Source organism: Rhizobacter fulvus (assembly GCF_964020785.1).
Genome location: NZ_OZ224516.1, coordinates 80406 through 101085, shown reverse-complemented (window position 1 = coordinate 101085; position 20680 = coordinate 80406). Strand labels below are relative to the sequence as shown.

Below are 20680 nucleotides of genomic sequence, written 5' to 3'. Positions count from 1 at the left end.
GGCGCCTGCTTGGCGGCCTGGCGCCGCGCCTCCACTGCGGCCGATTCGCTGCTGTCCGTCACCACTTCGGCACCGTGGGCACGGCCACGTCGCCGGCGGCCCGAACCACCTTGCCGTCCTTCATCGTCGCCACGTTGACCTTGGCGCTGCCGGTGGGGAAGGGCGAGTCGGCGCTGAAGTCCACGCCCGGCAGCAGCCCCATCAGCTCGGCAGACGTGAACGGCACGGCCAGCAGCGCGGCGTGCACGGCTTCGCCGGTCACCTTGTCGGCGCCCTTGGCCTTGACCGCAGCCTCGATCGCGCGTACCGCCACGATGGTCTGGCCGAGGCCGATCATGGTCATGGCGTTCCAGCCCGACTTCAGGCCGTGCTTGTCCTGCAGCACGCGGTAGAACTTGCGGGCCGTGGTGTCGTCCTCGCTGGCGTCGGCGATGGCGCCGACCTCGAAGTCACCGGCGAAGCCGTTGGCGTCGCCCAGCGCGCGCGACGACCCGGCCACGCCGTTGTGCAGCGACAGCATGATCGGGATGTTCTTGCCCAGCGCCTGCAGCGCACGCTTGGTGGCCACGGCCTGCGCGGTGTTGGTCTGGATGACGATCACGTCGGTGCCGGCGTTGGCCAGGCGGCGCACCTGCAGCGTCAGGTCGGCCGGCTGCACCTCGGTCCAGATGGCCTCGACGAAGGTGGCCTTGTCCGGGTGTGCCTTGGCGTAGCTCTGCAAGCCCTTGGCCATGTCGGCGTAGGCCGGTGTGGCTTCGGAGGTGATGATCGCCACCTTCACCGGGCGCTTGCCTTCCAGCTTGGTGGCGCGGAACCACTCCACGAAGCCGGCCGCCTCGTGCGCGTAGGTCGGGCGGATGTTGAGCGCCCACTGGCCGGGCTTCCAGCCGAAGCCGTAGGCCGCGGTGCCGAACAGCATCGGCACCTTGTCTTCCGGCAGCCGCTGCTGCAAGGCGGCCGCGTCCGGGCCACCCAGGCCCAGCACCAGGGCTGGCTTGAGCTCGGCCTTGATGCCGGGCCACAGGCTGGCCGTCTGCGCCACGTCGTAGCGCGTGTCGTAGGTCTTGACGGCGATGCGCACCTTGAGCTTTTCTCCGACCTCCTTGTTCCACCAGTCGAGCACCGCCAGCCGGCCGCCCTGCATGTCGTTCATCACGTTGGCATAGGGGCCGGCGAAATCGGCCAGCGCGGCCACGTTGATCGTGGTCTGGGCGTGCGCGGCGGTGCTCAGCAGCAGGCCGCAGGCGGCAGCGGTGGCGCAATTCAGGAAGGGGCGTCGTTGCATGGGGTTGTCTCCTCGGAGGTGGGGGTCGGGAAGGGGTGGCTTCAGTGCGGGAAGGGCCAAAGTCGATAGGTCGCCTTGAAGATGTTCCAGCGGTGCATCAGGCCCTTGGGCTCGAGCAGCAGGAAACCGGTGATGACCAGGCCCAGGAACACGTTCATGCTGGCGAACACGATGTCGCTGCTCAGGGTGGGGATGAACTCGATGAGATCGGGCCCCAGGGTGGTGATGCTCTCCTGCACGATGCGGATCAATACCGTGCCGATCAGCGCACCGACGATGGAGCCCAGCCCGCCGACGATCATCATGGCGATGAACCAGATCGAGTTGAAGAGCGTGAACTGGTCGACCGAGACGAAGCGGATCTGGTAGGCCCACAGTGCGCCACCGATGCCGGCGTAGAAGGCGCCGAGCACGAAGGCGCGGGCCTTGGTGCCGGGAACGTCGATGCCCATCATGCCGGCGGCCACGTCGTCGTCGCGCACCGCCACGAAGGCGCGGCCGTGGCGGCTGCGCAGGATGCCGAAGGCGCCGAACACCATCACCGCAGTGCTGACCAGGAACAGGTAGTAGAGCGCGCGGTCGGTGTCGAACACCAGCGGGCCCAGCCGCGCCGGTTGCAGGCTGAAACCGTTGACACCGCCGAGCCACGATGAGGGCAGGTTCAGCACCACGAAGACGAACAGGAACTGCGCTGCGATGGTGGTCAGCGCGAGGTAGAAGCCCTTGATGCGCGCGGCCGTCAGGCCAAAGGCCCAGCCGGCCAGCGCCGCCAGCACACCGCCCACCGGCACCGCGACCCAGAACGGCAGGCCGAACTTGACTTCCACGACGCTGGCGCCATAGGCGCCCACGCCCATGAAGGCGGCCTGGCCGAGGTTGATCTGCCCGGCGTAGCCGGTGGTGATCTGCAGCCCGACCACGACGATGGACGTGACCAGCATCAGGTTGGCCACCGCCACCAGCCGCGGCGAGGCCAGCCAGGGGTAGAGCAGCAGCGCGGCGCCGAACAGCGCCAGGGCCAGCCACTGGGCACGGGTGCGCACGAGCGCGCTGTCGCTCGCGTAGCTGATGGAGAAGATGCCGGAGGGGTCCATGGGTTTCAGACTCTTTCGATGCGTTTCCAGCCGAACATGCCGGTGGGCCGGACGATGAGCACGACCAGCATGAAGATGTAGGGCACCACCGCGGCGGCGTTGCCACCGATCAGCGGGTCGATGTAGGCGGCGGTCAGGCCTTGCACGACGCCGACGATGATGCCGGCCAGCAGCAGCCCGCCGATCGATTCCAGCCCGGCCAGCAGCGCCACGGGCAAGGCCGCGAAGCCGATCTCGGATGACAGGAAGGTCAGCGACTTGCCGCTCAGGTAGACCATCGAGGTGATGACCGAGAGCACGCCGCCCAGCGCCCAGGCGAAGGCGATCGAACGCCGCACGCTGATGCCCATGGCCAGCGCGATCTGGTGGTCCTCGGCCACCGCCGACATGGCCAGGCCGGCACGGCTGCGGTTGAAAAACCAGTGCAGACCGGCGGCGCAGACCACGGCGATGATGCCGCCGGCAGCCAGAGAGCGCGGCACGATCAGGTCGCCGAAGATCAGCGGCGCGAGTGGAATGATGGCCGGGAACTGGCGTTCCTGCGGGCCCCAGATCAGCAGCACCAGGCCGCGCATCAGGATCAGCAGGCCGATGGTGACCATGATCATCGAGAACACCGACTCGCCGATCAGGCGGCGGAACAGCAGGCGCTCGATGGCCAGACCGATGAGCACCGAGATCGCCAGCGCCACGCCGATGCCCAGGGCCGGGTGCATGCCGCGCGACTGCACGGCCCACCAGACCAGGAAGGCGCCGACGACCAGCATCTCGCCGACCGCCATGTTGAAGACCTTGCTGGCGCGGTAGATGACGACGAAGCCCATCGCCACCAGCGAGTACAGCAGGCCGAGCAAGGCGCCGTTGAGCGCGTAATTGAAGAACTCGATGATCATCGCGGGCTGGCCTTGGTGAGGTCGGTGGCGGGCACGTCGGTGGCGGTCACGGTGGCGCGCAGCTCGCCCTGGCGACCGTCCTGGTAGGTGATCGCGATCACGCAATCGATGTCGTTCGCACCCGCATACAACCCCGCGATCAGCGCCTTGTAGCGCTGCTCCAGGAACTCGCGGCGCAGCTTGCGGGTGCGCGTGAGTTCACCCTCGTCGGCGTCCAGCTCCTTCGGGAAGTTGGCGAAGCGCACGACGCGCGAGCCCTCGGGCAGCAGGGTGTTGATGCGCGCGATCTCGTCGCGCACCACGGCGCGGATCTCCGGCCGTTGCGACAGGTCGGTGAAGGTGGAGAACGCGATGCGGCGCTCCTCGGCCCAGCGTGCGGCGACGTCCATGTCGATGTTGATCAGTGCGCCGACCCAGGGTCGCGTGGCGTCGCCGAGCACCATCACGTCCTTGATGAAGGGCGAGAAGCGCAGCCGCGTCTCGATGAACTGCGGTGGGTAGGGGTGGCCGCTGGCCAGCTTGACCAGGTGCTCGACGCGGTCGAGAAACACGATCTCGCCGCGCTCGGTGCGGCGCACCGCGTCGCCGCTGGCGAACCAGCCGTCGCGGTCGAGTGCGGCCGTCTTGTCGGGCTTGTTCCAGTAGCCCAGGAAGCCGGTGCCGCCGCGCAGCAGCAGTTCGCCGCCGGCCTCGATGCGGGCTTCCAGCGGCGCGCCGAAGGCGGCGTCCACGTCGAGCAGCGGGCCCACGGTTTCGAGGTCGTAGCGCTCGCCACGGTGGCCGGCGATGAGCCCGAACTCCGAGCAGCCGTAGAGGTTGCGCAGCGGCACACCGAGAGCGTGGAAGAGGCGGAACACGTCGGGTGCCATCGCCGTGCCACCGGAGACGGCGATCTTCGAGCGCAGGAAGCCGAACTGGTCGCGCACGGCATGCAGGGTCAGCAGCTCGGCCAGCGGCAGCAGCAGCCGCGACAGCGCAGGCGCCGGTCGGCCTTCGAGCCTGGCCACGTGCACGTGGTGGCCGATGCGCACGCCCCAGCGGTAGAGGCCGCGCGCCAGTCTGCCTGCGTGCAGCATGCGGGCCTCGATGGTGGCGGCGATGCTTTCCCACTGGCGTGGGCCGAACAGCACCATGTGCGGCGCCAGCTCGCGCAGGTTGGGCAGGACTTGGTCGGGCCCCTCGGGGAAGTTGACCACCAGCGGCAGCGTCAGCCCCAGCGTCACGCCAAGCAGCTGCTCGGTGATCCAAGCCAGCGGCGTGTACGACAGGTACTCCATCCCCGGCTCGATCGGCAGCGCGCTGCGCATGCGGGCGGCGTTGTCGATCAACCAGCGGTGGCTGATCATCACGCCCTTGGGCTTGCTGGTCGTGCCCGAGGTGTAGGTCAGCAGCGCCAAGTCGTCCAGGCCGCCGGCCTCGGCCTCGCGTTCGAAGCGCTGCGGGTGGCGGCGGTGTGCCTCGCGGCCCGCCGCCAGCAGGGCGTCGAAGGCGTGCAGCAGGTCATGCCGATACGACCACATGCCCGAGTTGTCCCAGTAGCCGATGCCGAAGATGTCCGTCAGCCGGGGCGCCACCGCCAGCGCCTTGTCGACCTGCTCCTGGTCCTGGGCGAAGATGAACTTGGCGCCCGAGTCCGCGCACAGGTAGTGCAGTTCCTCGGCGGTGGCGTCGGGATAGACCGACACCGTCTTGGCGCCCAGCGACTGGGCCGCGAACACGGCCCAATAGTGCTCGGGCTCGTTCTCGCCGATCACGACCGCGGTGTCGCCGCGAGAAAGGCCCAGCGCGGCGACGCCCAGGGCGATGCTGCGCACCTGCTCCAGCACATGGGCGAAGTCGTACTCGCGCCAGATGCCCTTGCGCTTGACGCGCTGCGCCAGCCGCCCCGGCTGCGTGCGGGCGTGTGCGAGAAGCGTCTGCGGCAGGGTGCGCAGCGCGACGCCGGAGGAGGCGGCGCTCGCGCGCGTCGTGGCTGCCGGCGCGGGTGGCAAAGCCTGCTTGGGCAGGGTCGTCGTGGCGCCGCTCATGCCGCCGCCCCCAAGTAAGCCTGGATCACGGCGGAGTCGGCCTGCACCTGGGCCGGCGTGGCGTCAGCGATCTTGCACCCGAAGTCGAGCACGGCCACACGGTCGGCCAGGTCCATCACCACGCCCATGTCGTGCTCGACCAGCACCACGGGGATGCGCCTGGCCTCGCGCACATCGATGATGAAGCGGGCGAGGTCTTCCTTCTCCTCGGTGTTCATGCCTGCCATGGGTTCGTCCATCAGCAGCACCTTGGGTTCCATGGCCAGCGCCCGGCCGAGGTCGACGCGCTTGCGCAGCCCGTAGCCGAGCGAGCCCACCGGCCGGTGGCGGATGTTCTCGATCTCCAGGAACTCGACGATGTTCTCGACCACCTCGCGGTGCCGCGCTTCCTCGCGTTGGGTCCAGGGGAAGTAAAAGAAGGCTTGGACAAGGCTGGAACGCATGTGGCCGAAGCGGCCGATCAGGATGTTGTCGAGCACGCTCATGTTGGAGAAGAGGTGCGTGCCCTGGAAGGTGCGCACCACGCCGTCGCGGGCGATGGCGTGGACGGCCCGGCCCAGCAGATCGCGGCCTTCGTACTGCACGCGGCCCTGCTGCGGGCGGTAGAAGCCGCTCAGCACGTTGAGCAGCGAGCTCTTGCCGGCGCCGTTGGGGCCGATGATGGCCAGCATCTCGTCGGGCCGGACCTCGATGCTGACATCGGACAGTGCGGTGACACCGCCGAAGCGCAGCGTGATGCCCTCGGCGCGCAGAACGGGCGCGGCGCTGGCCGCGCTGCTCGTCGTGGACGTGGCCATGGTCGGAGTCAAGGTCATGAAAAGGCGTTGAGCCCGGTGAGGGCGCGCCCGATGATGAGTTTCTGAATCTCGGTCGTGCCGTCGGGGATGGTCATCATGCGGGCATTGCGGAACAGCAACTCGACGCCGAAGTCCTTGGTGATGCCGTTGCCGCCGTGGATCTGCACCGCCTTGGAGGCCACGTCGACCGCGATCTCGGTGGCGTAGCACTTGGCCATCGCGCTTTCGACCTCGCAGCGCACGCCGTGGTCGATGAGGTTGAAGGCGCGGTAGACCAGCAGCTTGGCCGCGTCGAGTTCGATCGCGGCCTCGGCCAGCATGCCCTGGATGAGCTGGTGGGCGCCGATCGGCTTGCCGTGCTGGCGGCGCTCCTTGGCGTAGGCCACCGCCTTGTCGAGCGCCGCCTGGGCGATGCCCACGGAGGTCAGGCCGACCATCGGCCGCGCCTTCTCGAACAGCACCAGCGTGCTCTTCAGCCCGGCGCCGGGCGCGATCAGCATGTTGCCGGCGGGCACGCGCACACCGTCGAAGAACAGCTGCGCGGTCGAGGTGCTGTTGAGCCCCAGCTTGTCGATGTTGCGGCTCTCGTAGCCGTGCTCGGCGCGGTCGACCAGGATCATCGACAGGCCCTTGGCGCCTTCGTCCGAGGTGCGCACGACGACCATGCAGAAGTCGGAATAGTGGCCGTTGGAGATCCAGGTCTTCTCGCCGGTGACGACGTAGTGGTCGCCGTCCGGCTTGGCGCGGCAGGTTACCTCGGCCACGTTGGAGCCGACGCCGGGTTCGCTGATGCCGCTGCAGGCGATGATCTCGGCGCGCAGCATGCGCGGCAGATACTTGTCTCGCATCGCGTCGTTGCTGCACACCTCCAGCGAGTAGGCGCCGAGCTGCTGGATCAGCAGCGAGATGGCAACGTCGCCCGAGACGCGCGCGAGCTGTTCGTACATCAGCGCGTAGGTCAGCCAGGGCATGCTCAAGCCGCCGTGCTTCTCGGCGATGATGCCGTTGCCGCCCATGCCGTAGGGGAGCATGAGCTGGAAGATCTCTAGCATGCGCTCCTTCTCGATCAGCTTGTCGGGCTGGTAGCGCTGCACGATGGGGCGCAGCTTGGTTTCGAGAAAGCGGTTGAAGCCTTCGACGGCGAGGCGTTGTTCTTCGGTGGGCAGGAAGTTCATTCGTTGGGTGCAGGTTCGGTTGCAGCGAGGCGGCGCGCGCGGGTCAGCGGCCAAGGATGGTGATGGCGCACACCGCCTCTTCGATGCCGAAGATGCCGCCGCCGTTTTCGGCGATGGCCAGCCGCGCGCCCGCGACCTGACGCGCGCCGGCCTCGCCGCGCAGTTGCGTCACCAGTTCGTGCAGCTGGCCCAGGCCGGTGGCGCCGATCGGGTGGCCCTTGGATTCCAGACCGCCCGAGGTGTTGATGGGAATGCGGCCGCCGATGGTGGTGGCGCCACTCTCGGCGAGGGCGCCCCCGGCGCCGAACTCGCAGAAGCCCAGGTTTTCGCTCTGCACGATCTCGCCGATGGCGGTGGCGTCATGGACCTCGGCCAGCGAGATGTCCTGTGGACCGACGCCGGCCCGTTCGTAGGCGATCCTGGATGCCTTGGCGGTGATGTGCTGGCCCACGTCCTGCGGACGGCGCGTGCTGCCGGTGCCAACGACGGAGGCGAGGACGCGGATGGCGCGCCGACGCTCGGCCAGGCGCGCCAGCGCGCGTTCGGAACAGACCAGCGCTGCCGCTGCGCCATCGCTGATCGGCGCGCACATCGGCAACGTCAACGGGTAGGTGATGGGCGGCGCGGCCAGCACTTCGTCGATGGTGTACGCATTGCGATACTGGGCCAGCGGGTTGTGCACCGAGTGGCCGTGGTTCTTGGCCGAGACGGCCGCGAACTGGCGTTGCGTGCTGCCGAACTCGCGCATGTGGAAACGGCCGAACGCGGCGTAGATGTCCATGAACAAGCTGTACGGTGACTTGGAGGTGCTGCCTTCGGGAGGAATGACCCCTTCGCCTATCGCCAGCATGACGCGCCTGTTGGCCTCGACGGTCTGAAGATCCCAGGCGCCGTCGAACACGGCGAACATCTTGGCCTTGTCGGTGCTGAACATCTTCTCGGCGCCGACTGCCAGCGCGATGTCGCCTTCGCCCGAGCGCACGTACTGCACCGCCAGATTGAAGGCCGAACTGGCGCTGGCGCAGGCGTTCTCGAGGTTGTAGACCGGAATCGATTCAATGCCCATCGAGCGCAGCGCGATCTGGCCGCGCACCATGGTCTGGCCTTCCAAGGCGCCTTGCGTCGCGTTGGAGAAGAACGCACTCTGGATGTCGGCAGCCTGCAGGCCGGCGTCGGCGAGTGCAGCGTTCACCGCGTCGGCCGTCAGCTGCTTGATGCTGCGGTCGAGGAATTTGCCGCTCGGCGTCATGCCGATGCCGGCCACGTAGACTGCGGGTTGGGGGCTGTTCATGGGAGGCTCCTGTGGATCGCTGCGGTTCAACAGCCCTTGAACTCGGGCTTGCGTTTGCCGACAAAGGCCGCCAGGCCCTCGCGCATGTCGTGCGAGTGGCGGTGTGCGTCCAGCACCACGCGCTCCAGCCGCAGCGCTGCGGCCTGCGGTTGCTCCAGGCCGTCGGCCACGGCCTGCTTCATCCGGCGCAGCACCAGCGGGCTCTTGGCGGCGATGCGGGTGGCAAGCCTGTCGACTTCGGCCAGAAGGTCGGCGTCGGGCACGACTCGGTTGATCAGGCCCAGTGGCAGCAGCTCGGCCGCGCTCTGGGTGTCGCCGGTGAACAGCAGGTATTTCGCGGCCGTGGGGCCGATGCGCCGTGGCAGCACCGCCGTGCCGCCCGCGCCGGGGAAGACGCCGAAGTTGGCGTGCGCGTCGCCGATGCGCGCGCTGTCTGCGGCGACGATCAGGTCGCAGGCCATCGCCAGCTCGAGCCCACCGGCCATGGTCAGGCCGTTGAGTGCCGCGATGGTCGGCTTCGGCAGCGCGCGCAGGCGCTCGATCATGCCGGAGATCAGGTCGAGGAAGGCGCTCATCGGGTCGTCCACCGCGGGCCCGGCGCTGGCGTTCTCGAACACGCCCTTGAGATCGGCACCGGCGCAGAAAGCGCGCCCGGCGCCGGTGAGTACCAGTACGCGAATGTCCGGGTCATGCTCGACCCGTGCGATGGCGGCGAGCAATTCGCGGCACATCGTGTCCGACAGGGCATTCATCGCGTCGGGTCGGTCCAGCGTGATCCACGCCGTGGCACCTCGCCGCTCGAACCGGGAGGCAGTCGTCGCTTGCATCTTTCTCCAGTCTTGTGGGTTCAGGTCCGCAGCCTGCAGGGTGCTGCGGTCCCTGCGGACGTCAGCCCTTGAGCAATTCCTCGGCGATGATCATCTTGCGCACCTCGGAGGTACCGGCGCCGATCTCGAGGATCTTGATGCAGCGGAACAGGCGGTTGATCTCGGACTCCCAGATGTAGCCGCCGCCGCCGTGAACCTGCACGGCCTTGTTGAGCACGCGGTTGCAGGCCTCGCCGGCGAACAGGATCGACGCGGCGGTGAGCTTGTGGGCCTCGCCGCGGCCGCCGCCGCCGATCTTGAGCTCGTTGACTTCGGCCAGCGTGCGCCAGACGAAGGTTTTCATCGCCTCGGTTTCGGTGTACATCTCGGCCAGCAATGCCTGCACCATCTGGAAGCTGCCGATCGGCTTGCCGAACTGCACGCGGGTCTTGGCGAACTCGACGCTCAGTTGCAGCGCACGCTCGGCAATACCCACGCTCAGTTCAGCGACGAGGGCGCGCTCGAGATCGAGGCCGCTCATCACGATCTTCACGCCCTCGTTCTCGGCGCCCACGAGGTTGGCGGCCGGCACACGGCAGTCCTCGAACACGAGCTCGCCGGTCTGGCTGCCGCGAAAGCCCATCTTGACGAGCTTCTGTGCGACCTTGAAGCCCGGGAAATCCTTCTCGACGATGAATGCCGAGATGCCCTTGGCGCCGCGCTCGGGCGCGGTCTTGGCATAGACCAGCAGCACGTCGGCCACCGGGCCGTTGGTGATGTAGAGCTTGCCGCCGTTGAGCACGAAGTGGTCGCCGTCGCGGCGCGCGGTGGTGCGCATGCTGCCCAGCGCGTCGGAGCCGGCGCCGGGCTCGGTCAGGCCGAGCGCGCCGATCTGCGTGCCGTTGCACAGGCCGGGCAGGTACTGGCGGCGCTGCGCTTCGCTGGCATTGCGGAAGATGTTGTTGACGCACAGGTTGTCGTGCGCGGCCCAGGACAGGGCCATGGCTGGGTTCCAGCGCGCAAAGGCCTGGCAGACCAGCCCTGAGCTGAACAAGTCCATGCCGGCGCCGCCGTACTCGGGCGGCACGGTCGCACCCATGAAGCCGGCCGCGCCGATCTTGGCGAAGGCCTCGGGCGGCCACCACTCCTCGTCGTCCATGCGGCGCGACAGCGGCGCGAGTTCCTTGCGCGCGAAACGGTCGGCGGCTTCGAGCACCGCCTGATCGTCGGACGACAGTGTGAATCGGCTGGAGCGTGTTTCGGGCATGGTGGTCGGGAGCGATGGGATCTGCGAACAGGATCAACTGGAACGGCGGCCCGACCAAGCGATCAACAGCCACGCAGGGTATGCGCGTGTTGTAAGACTGTCAAGCGTTAGGTAGACTTCGATCCCTCGGTGCTGAGTGGATGGCGCCGCAACCGGAGCACGGCGGTCTGGGATGGCAACGGAAATCGGCGCGCACGCCTTGACGGTGGCGGACCTGCTGCGCAAGCAGGCCGCCACGCGTGCAGACGCGACCGCGATCGAAGACGCGCTCGGCGCGGTGAGCTATCGCGCGCTCGATCAGCGTGTCAACCAGTTCGCGCAGGCCTTGCTGCGACGCGGCGCGGCGGCCGGCGACCGAATCGCCATCCTCGCCGAGAACCGCCGCGAATACCTGCTGCTGCAGCTCGCCGCGGCCAAGCTCGGCGTGATCGTGGCCTGCCTGAACTGGCGCCTCTCCGACATCGAGCTGATCCACTGCCTGCGCTTGGTCTCGCCGCGCACGGTCTTCGTCTCGGCGCGCTACGCGCCGGCGCTGGCGCGCATCGACCACGGCGTCGCCGACGTGATCGACATCGACCGCGAGTTCGACACGCTGCTGGCCGGCATGCCGGCCCAGGACCCGCAGCACGACGTCGACCCCGAGCAGGGGCTGGTGATCCTCTACACCAGTGGCACCACCGGCATGCCCAAGGGCGCGGTGATCAGCCAGCGCGCGATGGTGGCGCGGGCGATGTGCTTCGCCGGCGAATACGGCATCGGCGCCGAGCACTGCTACGTGGCTTGGTCACCGCTGTTCCACATGGCGGCCACCGACTTCAGCCTGGCCACGCTGATGATCGGCGGCAAGGTGGTGGTGCAGGACGGGCTCGACATCGATTGGCTGTGCGCGACGGTCGAGCGCGAACTCATCGGCTGGCTGGTGGCGATGCCCGGCATGATCGACCTGCTGATCGACGGCCTGCGACGCAACGCGACCCGGCCGCGCGGCGTGAGCGTGGTCGGTGCGATGGCCGATCTGGTGCCGCTGCAGCAGATCGCCGACTTGACGGGCTTGCTGAACGCACCCTACATCAACAGTTTCGGCGCCACCGAAACGGGCTTGGCGCCGGCCTCGGGCTCCCGGCTCACGCCCGGGGTCGTGCCGACCAGCCTGGCCAAGCGCGAATCGGGTTTCTGCCGTGTGCGCCTGGTCGATGCCGACGACAGGGACGTGCCGGTGGGCACGCCGGGCGAGGCGGCGGTGCGCGGGCCGACGCTGTTCTCGGGCTACTGGAACGCGCCCGAGGTCAACGCGCACGATTTCCGCGGCGGCTGGTTCCACATGGGCGACCTGTTCGTGCGCCGCGACGACGGCACGCTCGACTTCGTCGACCGCGCCAAGTACCTGATCAAGTCGGGCGGCGAGAACATCTACCCGGCCGAGATCGAACGCGTGCTGCTGGCGCAGCCGGGCGTTGCCGACGCCGCGGTGGTGCGCCAGTGCGACGAGCGCTGGGGCGAGGTGCCGATCGTGTTCGTCGCGTTCAAGCCGGGTGCCGCGGCCGATACCGAAGCACTCGCCGCGCGCTGCCGCGAGCAACTCGCCGGCTACAAGCAGCCGAAGGATTTCCGCGTCGTCGAGCTGGCCTCGTTCCCGCGCAGCAGCACGGGGAAGATCCAGCGCCATGAGATCGAGCGCCTGTGGCTGACGCCGGTCCGGAAGCAAGCCGTTTGACAAGGCCCAAGAGACCCGCATGAGCCATGAACTTTCGATGATCCTGCTGCCGCAGGACACGCGCCTCTTGCCGATCGTGTGTATGAGTTTCCCCCAACCAATGGAAGGTTTGCCATGAATCAGAAAGTCATCGTCGCCGGCGTCGGCATGATCCCGTTCGCCAAGCCGGGCGCGAGCGAGCCCTATCACGTGATGGGCGAGAAGGCCACGCGGCTCGCGCTCGCGGATGCGGGCGTCGACTACAAGGAGATCCAGCAGGCCTTCGTCGGCTACGTCTACGGCGACTCCACCTGCGGCCAGCGTGCGCTGTATCCGGTGGGCATGACCGGCATTCCGGTGCTCAACGTCAACAACAACTGCTCGACCGGCTCGTCGGCGCTGTTCCTGGCACGCCAGGCAGTGCAATCGGGCGCGGCCGAGTGCGTGCTGGCGCTCGGCTTCGAGCAGATGCAGCCGGGCGCGATCAAGGCCGCCTTTGCCGACCGGCCGACGCCGTTCGACGACTTCGACCAGATCACCGACGAACTCGTCGGCCACCCCGAGATCCCGCTCGCGCTGCGCTATTTCGGCGGCGCCGGCAAGGCCCACATGGACAAGTACGGCACCAAGCTGGAAACCTTCGCGAGCATTCGCGCCAAGGCCAGCCGCCATGCCGTCAACAACCCGCTGGCGCTGTTCCGCAAGGAAGTCAGCACCGAGGACGTGATGGCCTCGCCGATGCTCTGGGAAGGCGTGATGACGCGCCTGATGGCCTGCCCGCCGACCTGCGGCGCGGCCGCGGCAGTCGTCTGCTCGGAGGCATATGCCAAGAAGCATGGGCTGAACACCCAGGTCAGCATCGCCGCGCAGGCGATGGCGACCGACTTTGCCAGCACCTTCGACTCGAAGGACATGATGCGCGTGGTCGGCTACGACATGGCGCGCGATGCCTGTCGCCAAGTCTACGAGCAGGCCGGCATCGGGCCCGGCGATGTCGACGTGGTCGAACTGCACGACTGCTTTGCGCAGAACGAACTGATCACCTACGAGGGCCTCGGCTTGTGCCCGGAAGGCGGTGCCGAGAAGTTCGTGCTCGACGGCGACAACACCTACGGCGGCAAGGTCGTCACCAACCCGTCCGGCGGGCTGCTGTCCAAGGGCCACCCGCTCGGCGCCACCGGGCTGGCGCAATGCTACGAGCTGACGCACCAGCTGCGCGGCACCGCCGACAAGCGCCAGGTGAAGGGCGCGCGCGTCGCGCTGCAACACAACCTGGGACTCGGCGGCGCCTGCGTCGTCACACTCTACAAGGCCGCCTGAGGCGCGACACCGAGGACCATGCCGTCATGATCGACAAGAAACACATCGGCTACGCGCCGCCGCCCGTGCTGTGGGACGTGGAGAAGGGCCGCATCGCCTTCTTTGCGAAGGTGATCGGCCTGACCGACCCGATCCACACCGACGACGCGGCGGCCAAGTCGGCCGGCTACCGCGGCATCGTCGCGCCGCCGACCTTCATCTTCGGCGCGCCGGGTGACTCTGGCGAGACCATGAAGCTGATCGAAACGCTCGAGATCGACCTCGGCAAGGTGCTGCACGGCGAACAGCGCTTCGACTACCACGCGCCGGTGTGCGCCGGCGACACGCTGCGCTTCGAGTCCCGCGTCAGCGACATCTACGACAAGAAGGGCGGCGCGCTCGAGTTCGTCGTCAACGGCACGAAGGTGACCAACCAGCTCGGCGAGCATGTCGCCGACCTGCATTCGGTCATCGTCGTTCGCCACGGCTGAAGGGACCGACCATGACATTCAACGTTCAAAAGGTCGCCGTTGGCGATGCCATGCCGGTGCTGCAGCTGGCACCCATCAGCCGCACCACGCTGGCGCTGTTCGCCGGCGCCTCGGGTGATCACAACCCAATCCACATCGACATCGACTTCGCGCAGAAATCCGGCATGAAGGACGTCTTCGCGCACGGCATGTTGTCGATGGCCTACCTGGCGCGCGCGCTCGCCGAATGGGTGCCGCAGCGGCGCATCCTGCGCTACGGCGTGCGCTTCGCGGCCATCACCCAGCTTGGAGATCGCATCCAGTGCAGCGGCAAGGTCGTCGAGAAGCTCGTGCATGACGGTCGACGCTGCGCCCGCGTCGAGCTCACCGCGGCCAAACGCAGCGGCGAAGTGACGCTGGCCGGCGAGGCGCTCGTCGCGCTGGACTGAAACGCCAGCCGGCACGTTTCCAACATCTCAATCAAGGACAAAACTCATGAAGAAGCTCGAAGGCAAGGTGGCCATCGTTTCCGGTTCCGGCCGCGGCATCGGCCGCGCCATCGCGATGAAGCTCGCCAGCGAGGGCGCCAAGGTCGTCGTCAATGACCTCGACCCGGCACCGGCCGAGCAGACCGTGGCCGACATCAAGGCCGCCGGCGGGCAGGCGCTGGCCTGCGCCGGCAGCATCACCGCCGACGGTTTCCCCGAGGCGTTCGTGAAGAGCGCAATCGACGGCTTCGGCGGCCTGGACATCATCATCAACAACGCCGGCTACACTTGGGACAACGTGGTCCAGAAGATGACCGATGAGCAGTGGCACGCGATCCTCGACGTGCACCTGACGGCGCCGTTCAAGATCCTGCGCGCGGCGGCCGACTACATCCGCCACCAGTCGAAGGTCGAGGCCGACGCCGGCAAGGAAATCTTCCGCAAGGTCGTCAACATCTCGTCGATCGCCGGCACCGGCGGCAACGCCGGCCAGGCCAACTACTCGGCCGGCAAGGCCGGCATCATCGGGTTGACGAAGGCGCTGTCCAAGGAGTGGGGACGCTACAAGGTCAATGTCAACGCGGTCGCGTTCGGCATGATCAAGACGCGCCTGACCGAAGCCACCGCCGGCGGCAACGCCTCGATCGACGTCGAGGGCCGCAAGATCAAGGTCGGCGTCAACCCGGACCTGCTGGCGATGATGGAGCGCAGCATCCCGCTCGGCCGCAGCGGCACACCCGAAGAGGCGGCCGGCTCGGTCTATCTGCTGTGCACGCCCGAGTCGAACTACATCAGCGGCCAGACGCTGATCTGCGGCGGCGGCATCTCGATCTGATCGTTGTCTGCAGGGCCGGCCACCATGGATCTTTCGTTCAGCGACAGCGACCGCGCGTTCCAGCGTGAGGTGCGCGACTGGTTCGCCGCCAACACGCCCGAGCACCTGCGCCGCAAGGTGGTGACCGGCGAGATGCTGAACAAGGAAGACATCGTGCAGTGGCAGCGCCGGCTCGACGAGCAGGGCTACCTGGTCGTCGGCTGGCCGCAGGCGCATGGCGGCCCCGGCTGGACGCCGACGCAGCGCTACCTGTTCGACCTGGAGCGCGCTGCGGCCAACGCACCCGTCGGCCTGTCGATGGGCGTGATCATGCTGGGGCCGGTGTTGATGGCCTTCGGCACCGAGGCCCAAAAGGCGAAGTACCTGCCGCGCATCCGGCGCTGCGAGGACTGGTGGTGCCAGGGCTATTCAGAGCCCGGCGCCGGCTCCGACCTGGCGAGCCTGAAGACGAGCGCGGTGGCCGATGGCGACGACTACGTCATCAACGGCTCGAAGATCTGGACCACCTACGCCCACTGGGCCAACCTGATGTTCTGCCTGGTGCGCACCGCGAACACCGGCAAGAAGCAGGAAGGCATCTCCTTCCTGCTGATCGAGATGGACCGCCCCGGCATCGAGGTGCGGCCGATCGTCTCGATCGACGGCGAGCACCACCTGAACCAGGTCTTCTTCACCGACCTGCGCGTGCCCATGGCCAACCTCGTGGGCAAGGAGGGGCAGGGCTGGGAGATCGCCAAGTACCTGTTGACGCACGAGCGCACCAGCATCGCCGGCGTGGCCGACAGCAAGGCGGCGCTCGCCAATCTCTACCGCGCGGCAGCCGAGCGGCGCTCGGGCGGCCGGCCCCTGATCGACGATGCCGCGATGCGCGCCAAGCTTGCGCGGGCCGAGATCGACCTGATGGCGCTCGAATACACGAACCTGCGCGTGCTTTCCGACACCGCGGCCGGCAAGGCGCCCGGGCCGGAGTCGTCGTTGCTGAAGATCATGGGTACCGCGGTGCAGCAGACGCTGTCGGAGCTGAGCGTGGAAATCGGCGCCGAGCAGGCCTGGCCCTGGCATGCGAACGGCGCGCTCGCGGACTCCGACCACGCGCATGCGATGGAGCGCTACGCCTTCCTGCGCGCTGCCACCATCTACGGCGGCAGTGACGAAGTGCAGAAGACCGTGCTCGCCCGGTCGATGCTGGGCAAGGACCGGGCCTGACGCCGGCGCACCGAGACAAGCGATGGACCTGACGCCCACCCCCGAACAGAAGATGCTGCGCGATGCCGCGCAGAAATACCTGCGTGCCGAATACCGCTTCGACCTGCGCAACCAGCTGATCGCCTCCGACCCTGGCATGAGCCGCGCGCACTGGCGCCGCTTTGCCGAGTTCGGCTGGCTCGGGCTGGGCCTGCCCGAAGCGCATGGCGGCTTCGGTGCGATGCCCGAGCTCATCCAGGTCGCCGAGGCGCTCGGCGCGTCGCTGGTGGTCGAGCCCTACCTGGCCAGCACCGTGCTCGCCGGCCAGGCCATCGCCAGTGCCGGCAACGCGGCGCAATGCGCGGCCCTGCTGCCCCCGCTGATCGCCGGTGAGGCCATCTACACGCTGGCCCACACCGAGGCCGATTCGCGCCACGAACTGGCCTGGGTGAGCGCCAGCGCGCGCCGGCAGGGCCAGGGCTGGGTGCTGTCCGGCCACAAGACCGGCGTCCCCGCAGCGCCGTGGGCCGATGCCTTCGTGGTCGCTGCGCGCACGGCTGGCGCGGCGGGCGAGCGTGACGGGATCGGCCTGTTCGTCGTCCCGGCCCGAGCCGAGGGGCTGAGCCTGACGGCCTATGCGCGCTACGACGGCGCCCGTGCCGGCGAGCTGCACCTGAACAACGTGGCGCTCGACGGCGCTGCCCTGTTGGGCGACCCCGCGGCCGGCCTGGCTACGCTGGAGCGCGCCGTCGACCTGGCCACCGTCGCGGCCTGCGCCGACGCGCTGGGCGCGATGACGGCGGTGCTGTTCAAGACCGGCGAGTACCTCGCCACCCGCCAGCAGTTCGGCGCGCCGCTGGCGAGCTTCCAGGTGCTGCAGCACCGACTGGTCGACATGTTCGCCGCGGTCGAAGCCAGCCGCTCGATGCTGCTGCTGGCAGCGCTGCAGGCCGACAACCCGGTGCCCGCCGAACGCGCGCGCGCGGTGTCCGCGGCCAAGGTGGCGATCGGCGAGCGCGCCCGCCATGTCGGGCAGCAGGGCGTGCAGTTGCACGGCGGCGTCGGCATGACCGAGGAGCTCGATATCGGCCACTACTTTCGCCGGCTCACGCTGTTCCAGAACTGGTTCGGCGGAGTCGACCATCACCTGCAACGCTTCGCTGCCCTGAGCGTGCCCGCGTAGTGGGCACGCGTCTGTCCCGCGCGTCACACCGACGCCACGCCCCTTTGATGAAAGCCTGCGCATGACGCCGATGTCGACCATGGTTTCGCCCGGCAGCGACACCTTCGCCCGCAACCGCGACGCCTACCTCGCGCGCATTGCCGACCTGCACGCGCGCCGCGCCCGGGCCCTCGTGGGTGGGCCCGAGAAAGCGCGCCGCCTGCACAAGGAACGCGGCCAGCTGCTGCCGCGCGAGCGCCTGGCGGCGGTGCTCGACCCCGGCTCACCCTTCCTCGAATTCGGCCAGCTCGCCGGCGACGGCCTGTACGAGGGCGTGCCGCCGGGCGGCAGCATCATCACCGGCGTCGGCCTGGTCAGCGGCCGGCCGTGCATGCTGATGATCCACGACGCCACCGTGAAGGGCGGCACCTATTACGGCATCACGTCAAAGAAGCACGTGCGGGCGCAGATGTTCGCGTGGCAGCACAGGCTGCCGTGCATCACGATGGTCCAGTCGGGCGGCGCCAACCTGCCCGAGCAGGCCTTCATCTTCCCCGACGACGGACAGTTCGGCTCGATCTTCTACAACCAGATCCGCATGTCGGGCGAGGGCATCACGCAGATCGCGACGGTGCACGGCCCGTCCACCGCGGGCGGCGCCTACCTGCCGGCGCTGTGCGACGAGGCGGTGATCGTGCGCAACCAGGGCGCGATGTTCCTCGGCGGGCCGCAGCTGGTGTTCGCCGCGACCAAAGAGGTGGTCGACGTCGAGACGCTCGGCGGTGGCGACATGCACAGCCGCATCAGCGGCGTCACCGACCACCTTGCCGAGAGCGACGGCCACGCGATCGCGATCGTGCGCGACATCGTCGCCAACCTCGGCACCGGCCCGAAGCAGCGCTGGGACGTGGCGCCCGCCCGCCCGCCGCGTTACGACCCGCGCGAGATCTACGGCATCGTCAGCGCCGACACACGCCACCCGACCGACAACCGCGAGGTGCTGGCGCGCCTGATCGACGACAGCGAGCTGCAGGAGTTCAAGCCGCTGTTCGGCCAGTCGCTGATCTGCGGCTTCGCGCGCATCAAGGGCTTTCAGGTCGGCATCCTGGCCAACAACGGCGTGATCTTTTCCGAGTGCGCGTTGAAGGGCGCGCACTTCATCGAGCTGGCCTGCCAGCGCGACATCCCGCTGCTCTTCATCGCCGACGTGTCGGGCTTCATGGTCGGCCAGGCGGTCGAGCGCGAAGGCATCGCCAAGCACGGTGCCAAGTTCATGACCGCGATGGCCTCGGCCAACGTGCCGCGCTACACGCTGATCACCGGCGGCTCGTATGCCGCCGCCTACCTGGCGATGTGCGGCCGGCCGTTCAAGCCGCACGTGATGATGATGTGGCCCACCGGCCGCGCCGCGCTGATGGGGCCGGAGCAGGCGGCGACGACGATGACGATGGTGCGCGACAACATCCACGAGCGCGAGGGCACGAGCTGGACCGAGGACGAGAAGGAGCGTTTCAAGGAGCCGATCCGCAAGCAGTTCGAGACCTTCGCCAGCCCGTACAACTACGCCGCCAACATGTGGTGCGACATGGTCATCGACCCGCTCGAAACGCGCGACACGATGGCGCTGCTGTTCGAGATGGCGGGCCGCCAGCCGCAGCGCGACACGCATTTCGGCGTGTTCCGGATGTAGGGCCGCAGGCAACACACCACCCATGCTCGAGAACATTCTCCAGGGCTGCCGCGTCATCGATCTGACGCAGAACGTGGCCGGCCCGTTCTGCACCCAGACCCTCGGCGACCTCGGCGCCGAAGTCATCAAGATCGAACGCCCGGGCAGCGGCGACGATGCGCGCCAGTGGAAGCCGCCCGAAGTGGCCGGCGTCTCGACCGGCTTCGCGGCGCTGAACCGCAACAAGCAGAGCGTCTGCATCGACCTCGACAGCGCGGCCGGCCAGCAATTGGTCGCGCGCCTGGCGGCCGGTGCCGACGTGCTGGTGCATTCGCTCAAACCCGGCAGCGCCGAGGCGCGCGGCCTCGGCGACGAACACCTGCGGCCGGCCAATCCGCGCCTGGTGTACTGCGCGATCAGCGCCTTCGGCGAAGTCGGCCCGATGCGCGCGCTGCCCGGCTACGACCCGCTGATGCAGGCCTTCACCGGCATCATGAGCGTCAGCGGCCACGAAGGCGACGAGCCGGCGCGCGTCGGCGTGTCGCTGATCGACATGGGCACCGGCATGTGGGCCACGATGGCGATCCTGGCCGCGCTGCTGCGCCGCGCGACCACGGGCGAAGGCATGCGCGTGCATGCCAGCCTGCTCGAGACCGGTCTGTCGTGGATGACGGTGCCGGTCGCGAACTATCTGGCGACCCAGCGCCTGCCCCGCAAGATGGGTTCGGCGATGGCGATGATGGCGCCCTACGAACTCTTCGACAGCGCCGACGGCAAGGTCTTCATCGCCGCGGCCAACGACCGGCTGTTCGGCCGCATCTGCAGCGCGCTGGGTTGCCCCGACCTGGCGCAGGACCCGCGCTTCATCGACATGTCGGCGCGCATCGGCCACCGCGAGGCGCTGCACGCCGAGCTCGAAGCGCGCACCCGGCTGCGCAACACCGCCGACTGCGTGGCGGCGCTGCGCGCGGCCGGTGCGCCCTGCAGCGAGATGCACGACGTGGCCCAGATGCTGGCGCACGAACAGGTGCAGGCGGTGGGCATGCTGGGCGCGCTGCCGCTGCCGGGCGCACCGCAACACCAGGCCATGGGCCTGCCCTTCAGTTCGCAGGGCCGGCGCGGGCGCAGCGGGCAGCCGCCGCCTGTGCTGGGCGCGAGCACCGACGAGGTGTTGACGGCGCTCGGCCTGCATGCCGATGAACTGGCGGCGCTGCGACAGCAACGCGTCGTCGATTGACTGACAA

18 protein-coding genes are annotated in these 20680 nt (G+C 68.5%); 9 read left to right on the top strand and 9 right to left on the bottom strand.

Going from position 1 to position 20680, the window contains the following annotated elements; translation table 11 throughout:
* Nucleotides 1-58 precede the first annotated feature (58 nt).
* The 9 genes from ACWH49_RS00465 to ACWH49_RS00425 all read right to left on the bottom strand — a co-directional run bounded on the left by ACWH49_RS00465 (nucleotide 59) and on the right by ACWH49_RS00425 (nucleotide 10635).
* A complete protein-coding gene (locus tag ACWH49_RS00465) occupies nucleotides 59-1285 on the bottom strand; it encodes an ABC transporter substrate-binding protein (protein WP_448169648.1) in 1227 nt (408 codons plus the stop codon).
* A 41-nt stretch (nucleotides 1286-1326) separates the two neighbouring features.
* On the bottom strand, nucleotides 1327-2379 hold the full coding sequence (locus ACWH49_RS00460) for a branched-chain amino acid ABC transporter permease (protein ID WP_448169647.1): 1053 nt from the start codon (nucleotides 2377-2379) through the stop codon (nucleotides 1327-1329).
* A 5-nt stretch (nucleotides 2380-2384) separates the two neighbouring features.
* Nucleotides 2385-3272, bottom strand: a complete 888-nt coding sequence (locus ACWH49_RS00455) for a branched-chain amino acid ABC transporter permease (protein ID WP_448169646.1) — start codon at nucleotides 3270-3272, stop codon at nucleotides 2385-2387.
* On the bottom strand, nucleotides 3269-5299 hold the full coding sequence (locus ACWH49_RS00450) for an AMP-dependent synthetase/ligase (protein WP_448169645.1): 2031 nt from the start codon (nucleotides 5297-5299) through the stop codon (nucleotides 3269-3271). Before ACWH49_RS00450 ends, ACWH49_RS00455 begins: the two co-directional genes overlap by 4 nt.
* Nucleotides 5296-6096, bottom strand: coding sequence for an ABC transporter ATP-binding protein (locus ACWH49_RS00445; RefSeq protein ID WP_448169644.1), 801 nt, complete (start codon nucleotides 6094-6096; stop codon nucleotides 5296-5298). Before ACWH49_RS00445 ends, ACWH49_RS00450 begins: the two co-directional genes overlap by 4 nt.
* 14 nt (nucleotides 6097-6110) lie before the next feature.
* On the bottom strand, nucleotides 6111-7271 hold the full coding sequence (locus ACWH49_RS00440) for an acyl-CoA dehydrogenase family protein (protein ID WP_448169643.1): 1161 nt from the start codon (nucleotides 7269-7271) through the stop codon (nucleotides 6111-6113).
* A gap of 43 nt (nucleotides 7272-7314) precedes the next feature.
* Entirely contained in the window at nucleotides 7315-8562 is a 1248-nt protein-coding gene (locus ACWH49_RS00435) for a thiolase family protein (RefSeq protein ID WP_448169642.1), read from the bottom strand.
* A gap of 26 nt (nucleotides 8563-8588) precedes the next feature.
* Complete coding sequence (locus ACWH49_RS00430; RefSeq protein ID WP_448169641.1) at nucleotides 8589-9389, bottom strand: enoyl-CoA hydratase/isomerase family protein; 801 nt, start codon at nucleotides 9387-9389, stop codon at nucleotides 8589-8591.
* Between the two features lie 61 nt (nucleotides 9390-9450).
* Nucleotides 9451-10635, bottom strand: coding sequence for an acyl-CoA dehydrogenase family protein (locus ACWH49_RS00425; protein ID WP_448169640.1), 1185 nt, complete (start codon nucleotides 10633-10635; stop codon nucleotides 9451-9453).
* Nucleotides 10636-10807: 172 nt separating this feature from the next.
* Between ACWH49_RS00425 and ACWH49_RS00420 the strand changes: the two genes are divergently transcribed.
* The 9 genes from ACWH49_RS00420 (at nucleotide 10808) to ACWH49_RS00380 (ending at nucleotide 20673) form a co-directional block, all read left to right on the top strand.
* Nucleotides 10808-12349 (top strand): class I adenylate-forming enzyme family protein, encoded by a 1542-nt coding sequence (locus tag ACWH49_RS00420; protein ID WP_448169639.1) that lies wholly within the window; start codon nucleotides 10808-10810, stop codon nucleotides 12347-12349.
* 114 nt (nucleotides 12350-12463) lie between these two features.
* A complete protein-coding gene (locus ACWH49_RS00415) occupies nucleotides 12464-13648 on the top strand; it encodes a lipid-transfer protein (RefSeq protein ID WP_448169638.1) in 1185 nt (394 codons plus the stop codon).
* Between the two features lie 26 nt (nucleotides 13649-13674).
* Nucleotides 13675-14118 (top strand): MaoC family dehydratase N-terminal domain-containing protein, encoded by a 444-nt coding sequence (locus ACWH49_RS00410; RefSeq protein ID WP_448169637.1) that lies wholly within the window; start codon nucleotides 13675-13677, stop codon nucleotides 14116-14118.
* Between the two features lie 11 nt (nucleotides 14119-14129).
* The gene (locus tag ACWH49_RS00405; protein ID WP_448169636.1) at nucleotides 14130-14546 is read left to right on the top strand and encodes a MaoC family dehydratase; all 417 of its coding nucleotides are present in this window, start codon (nucleotides 14130-14132) and stop codon (nucleotides 14544-14546) included.
* Between the two features lie 46 nt (nucleotides 14547-14592).
* Nucleotides 14593-15420, top strand: coding sequence for an SDR family NAD(P)-dependent oxidoreductase (locus ACWH49_RS00400; RefSeq protein WP_448169635.1), 828 nt, complete (start codon nucleotides 14593-14595; stop codon nucleotides 15418-15420).
* A 24-nt stretch (nucleotides 15421-15444) separates the two neighbouring features.
* Nucleotides 15445-16626 (top strand): acyl-CoA dehydrogenase family protein, encoded by a 1182-nt coding sequence (locus tag ACWH49_RS00395; RefSeq protein WP_448169634.1) that lies wholly within the window; start codon nucleotides 15445-15447, stop codon nucleotides 16624-16626.
* 22 nt (nucleotides 16627-16648) lie between these two features.
* Nucleotides 16649-17788 (top strand): acyl-CoA dehydrogenase family protein, encoded by a 1140-nt coding sequence (locus ACWH49_RS00390; protein WP_448169633.1) that lies wholly within the window; start codon nucleotides 16649-16651, stop codon nucleotides 17786-17788.
* Nucleotides 17789-17849: 61 nt separating this feature from the next.
* The gene (locus ACWH49_RS00385; RefSeq protein ID WP_448169632.1) at nucleotides 17850-19457 is read left to right on the top strand and encodes an acyl-CoA carboxylase subunit beta; all 1608 of its coding nucleotides are present in this window, start codon (nucleotides 17850-17852) and stop codon (nucleotides 19455-19457) included.
* 22 nt (nucleotides 19458-19479) lie between these two features.
* A complete protein-coding gene (locus ACWH49_RS00380; RefSeq protein ID WP_448169631.1) occupies nucleotides 19480-20673 on the top strand; it encodes a CaiB/BaiF CoA transferase family protein in 1194 nt (397 codons plus the stop codon).
* Nucleotides 20674-20680: the final 7 nt, after the last annotated feature.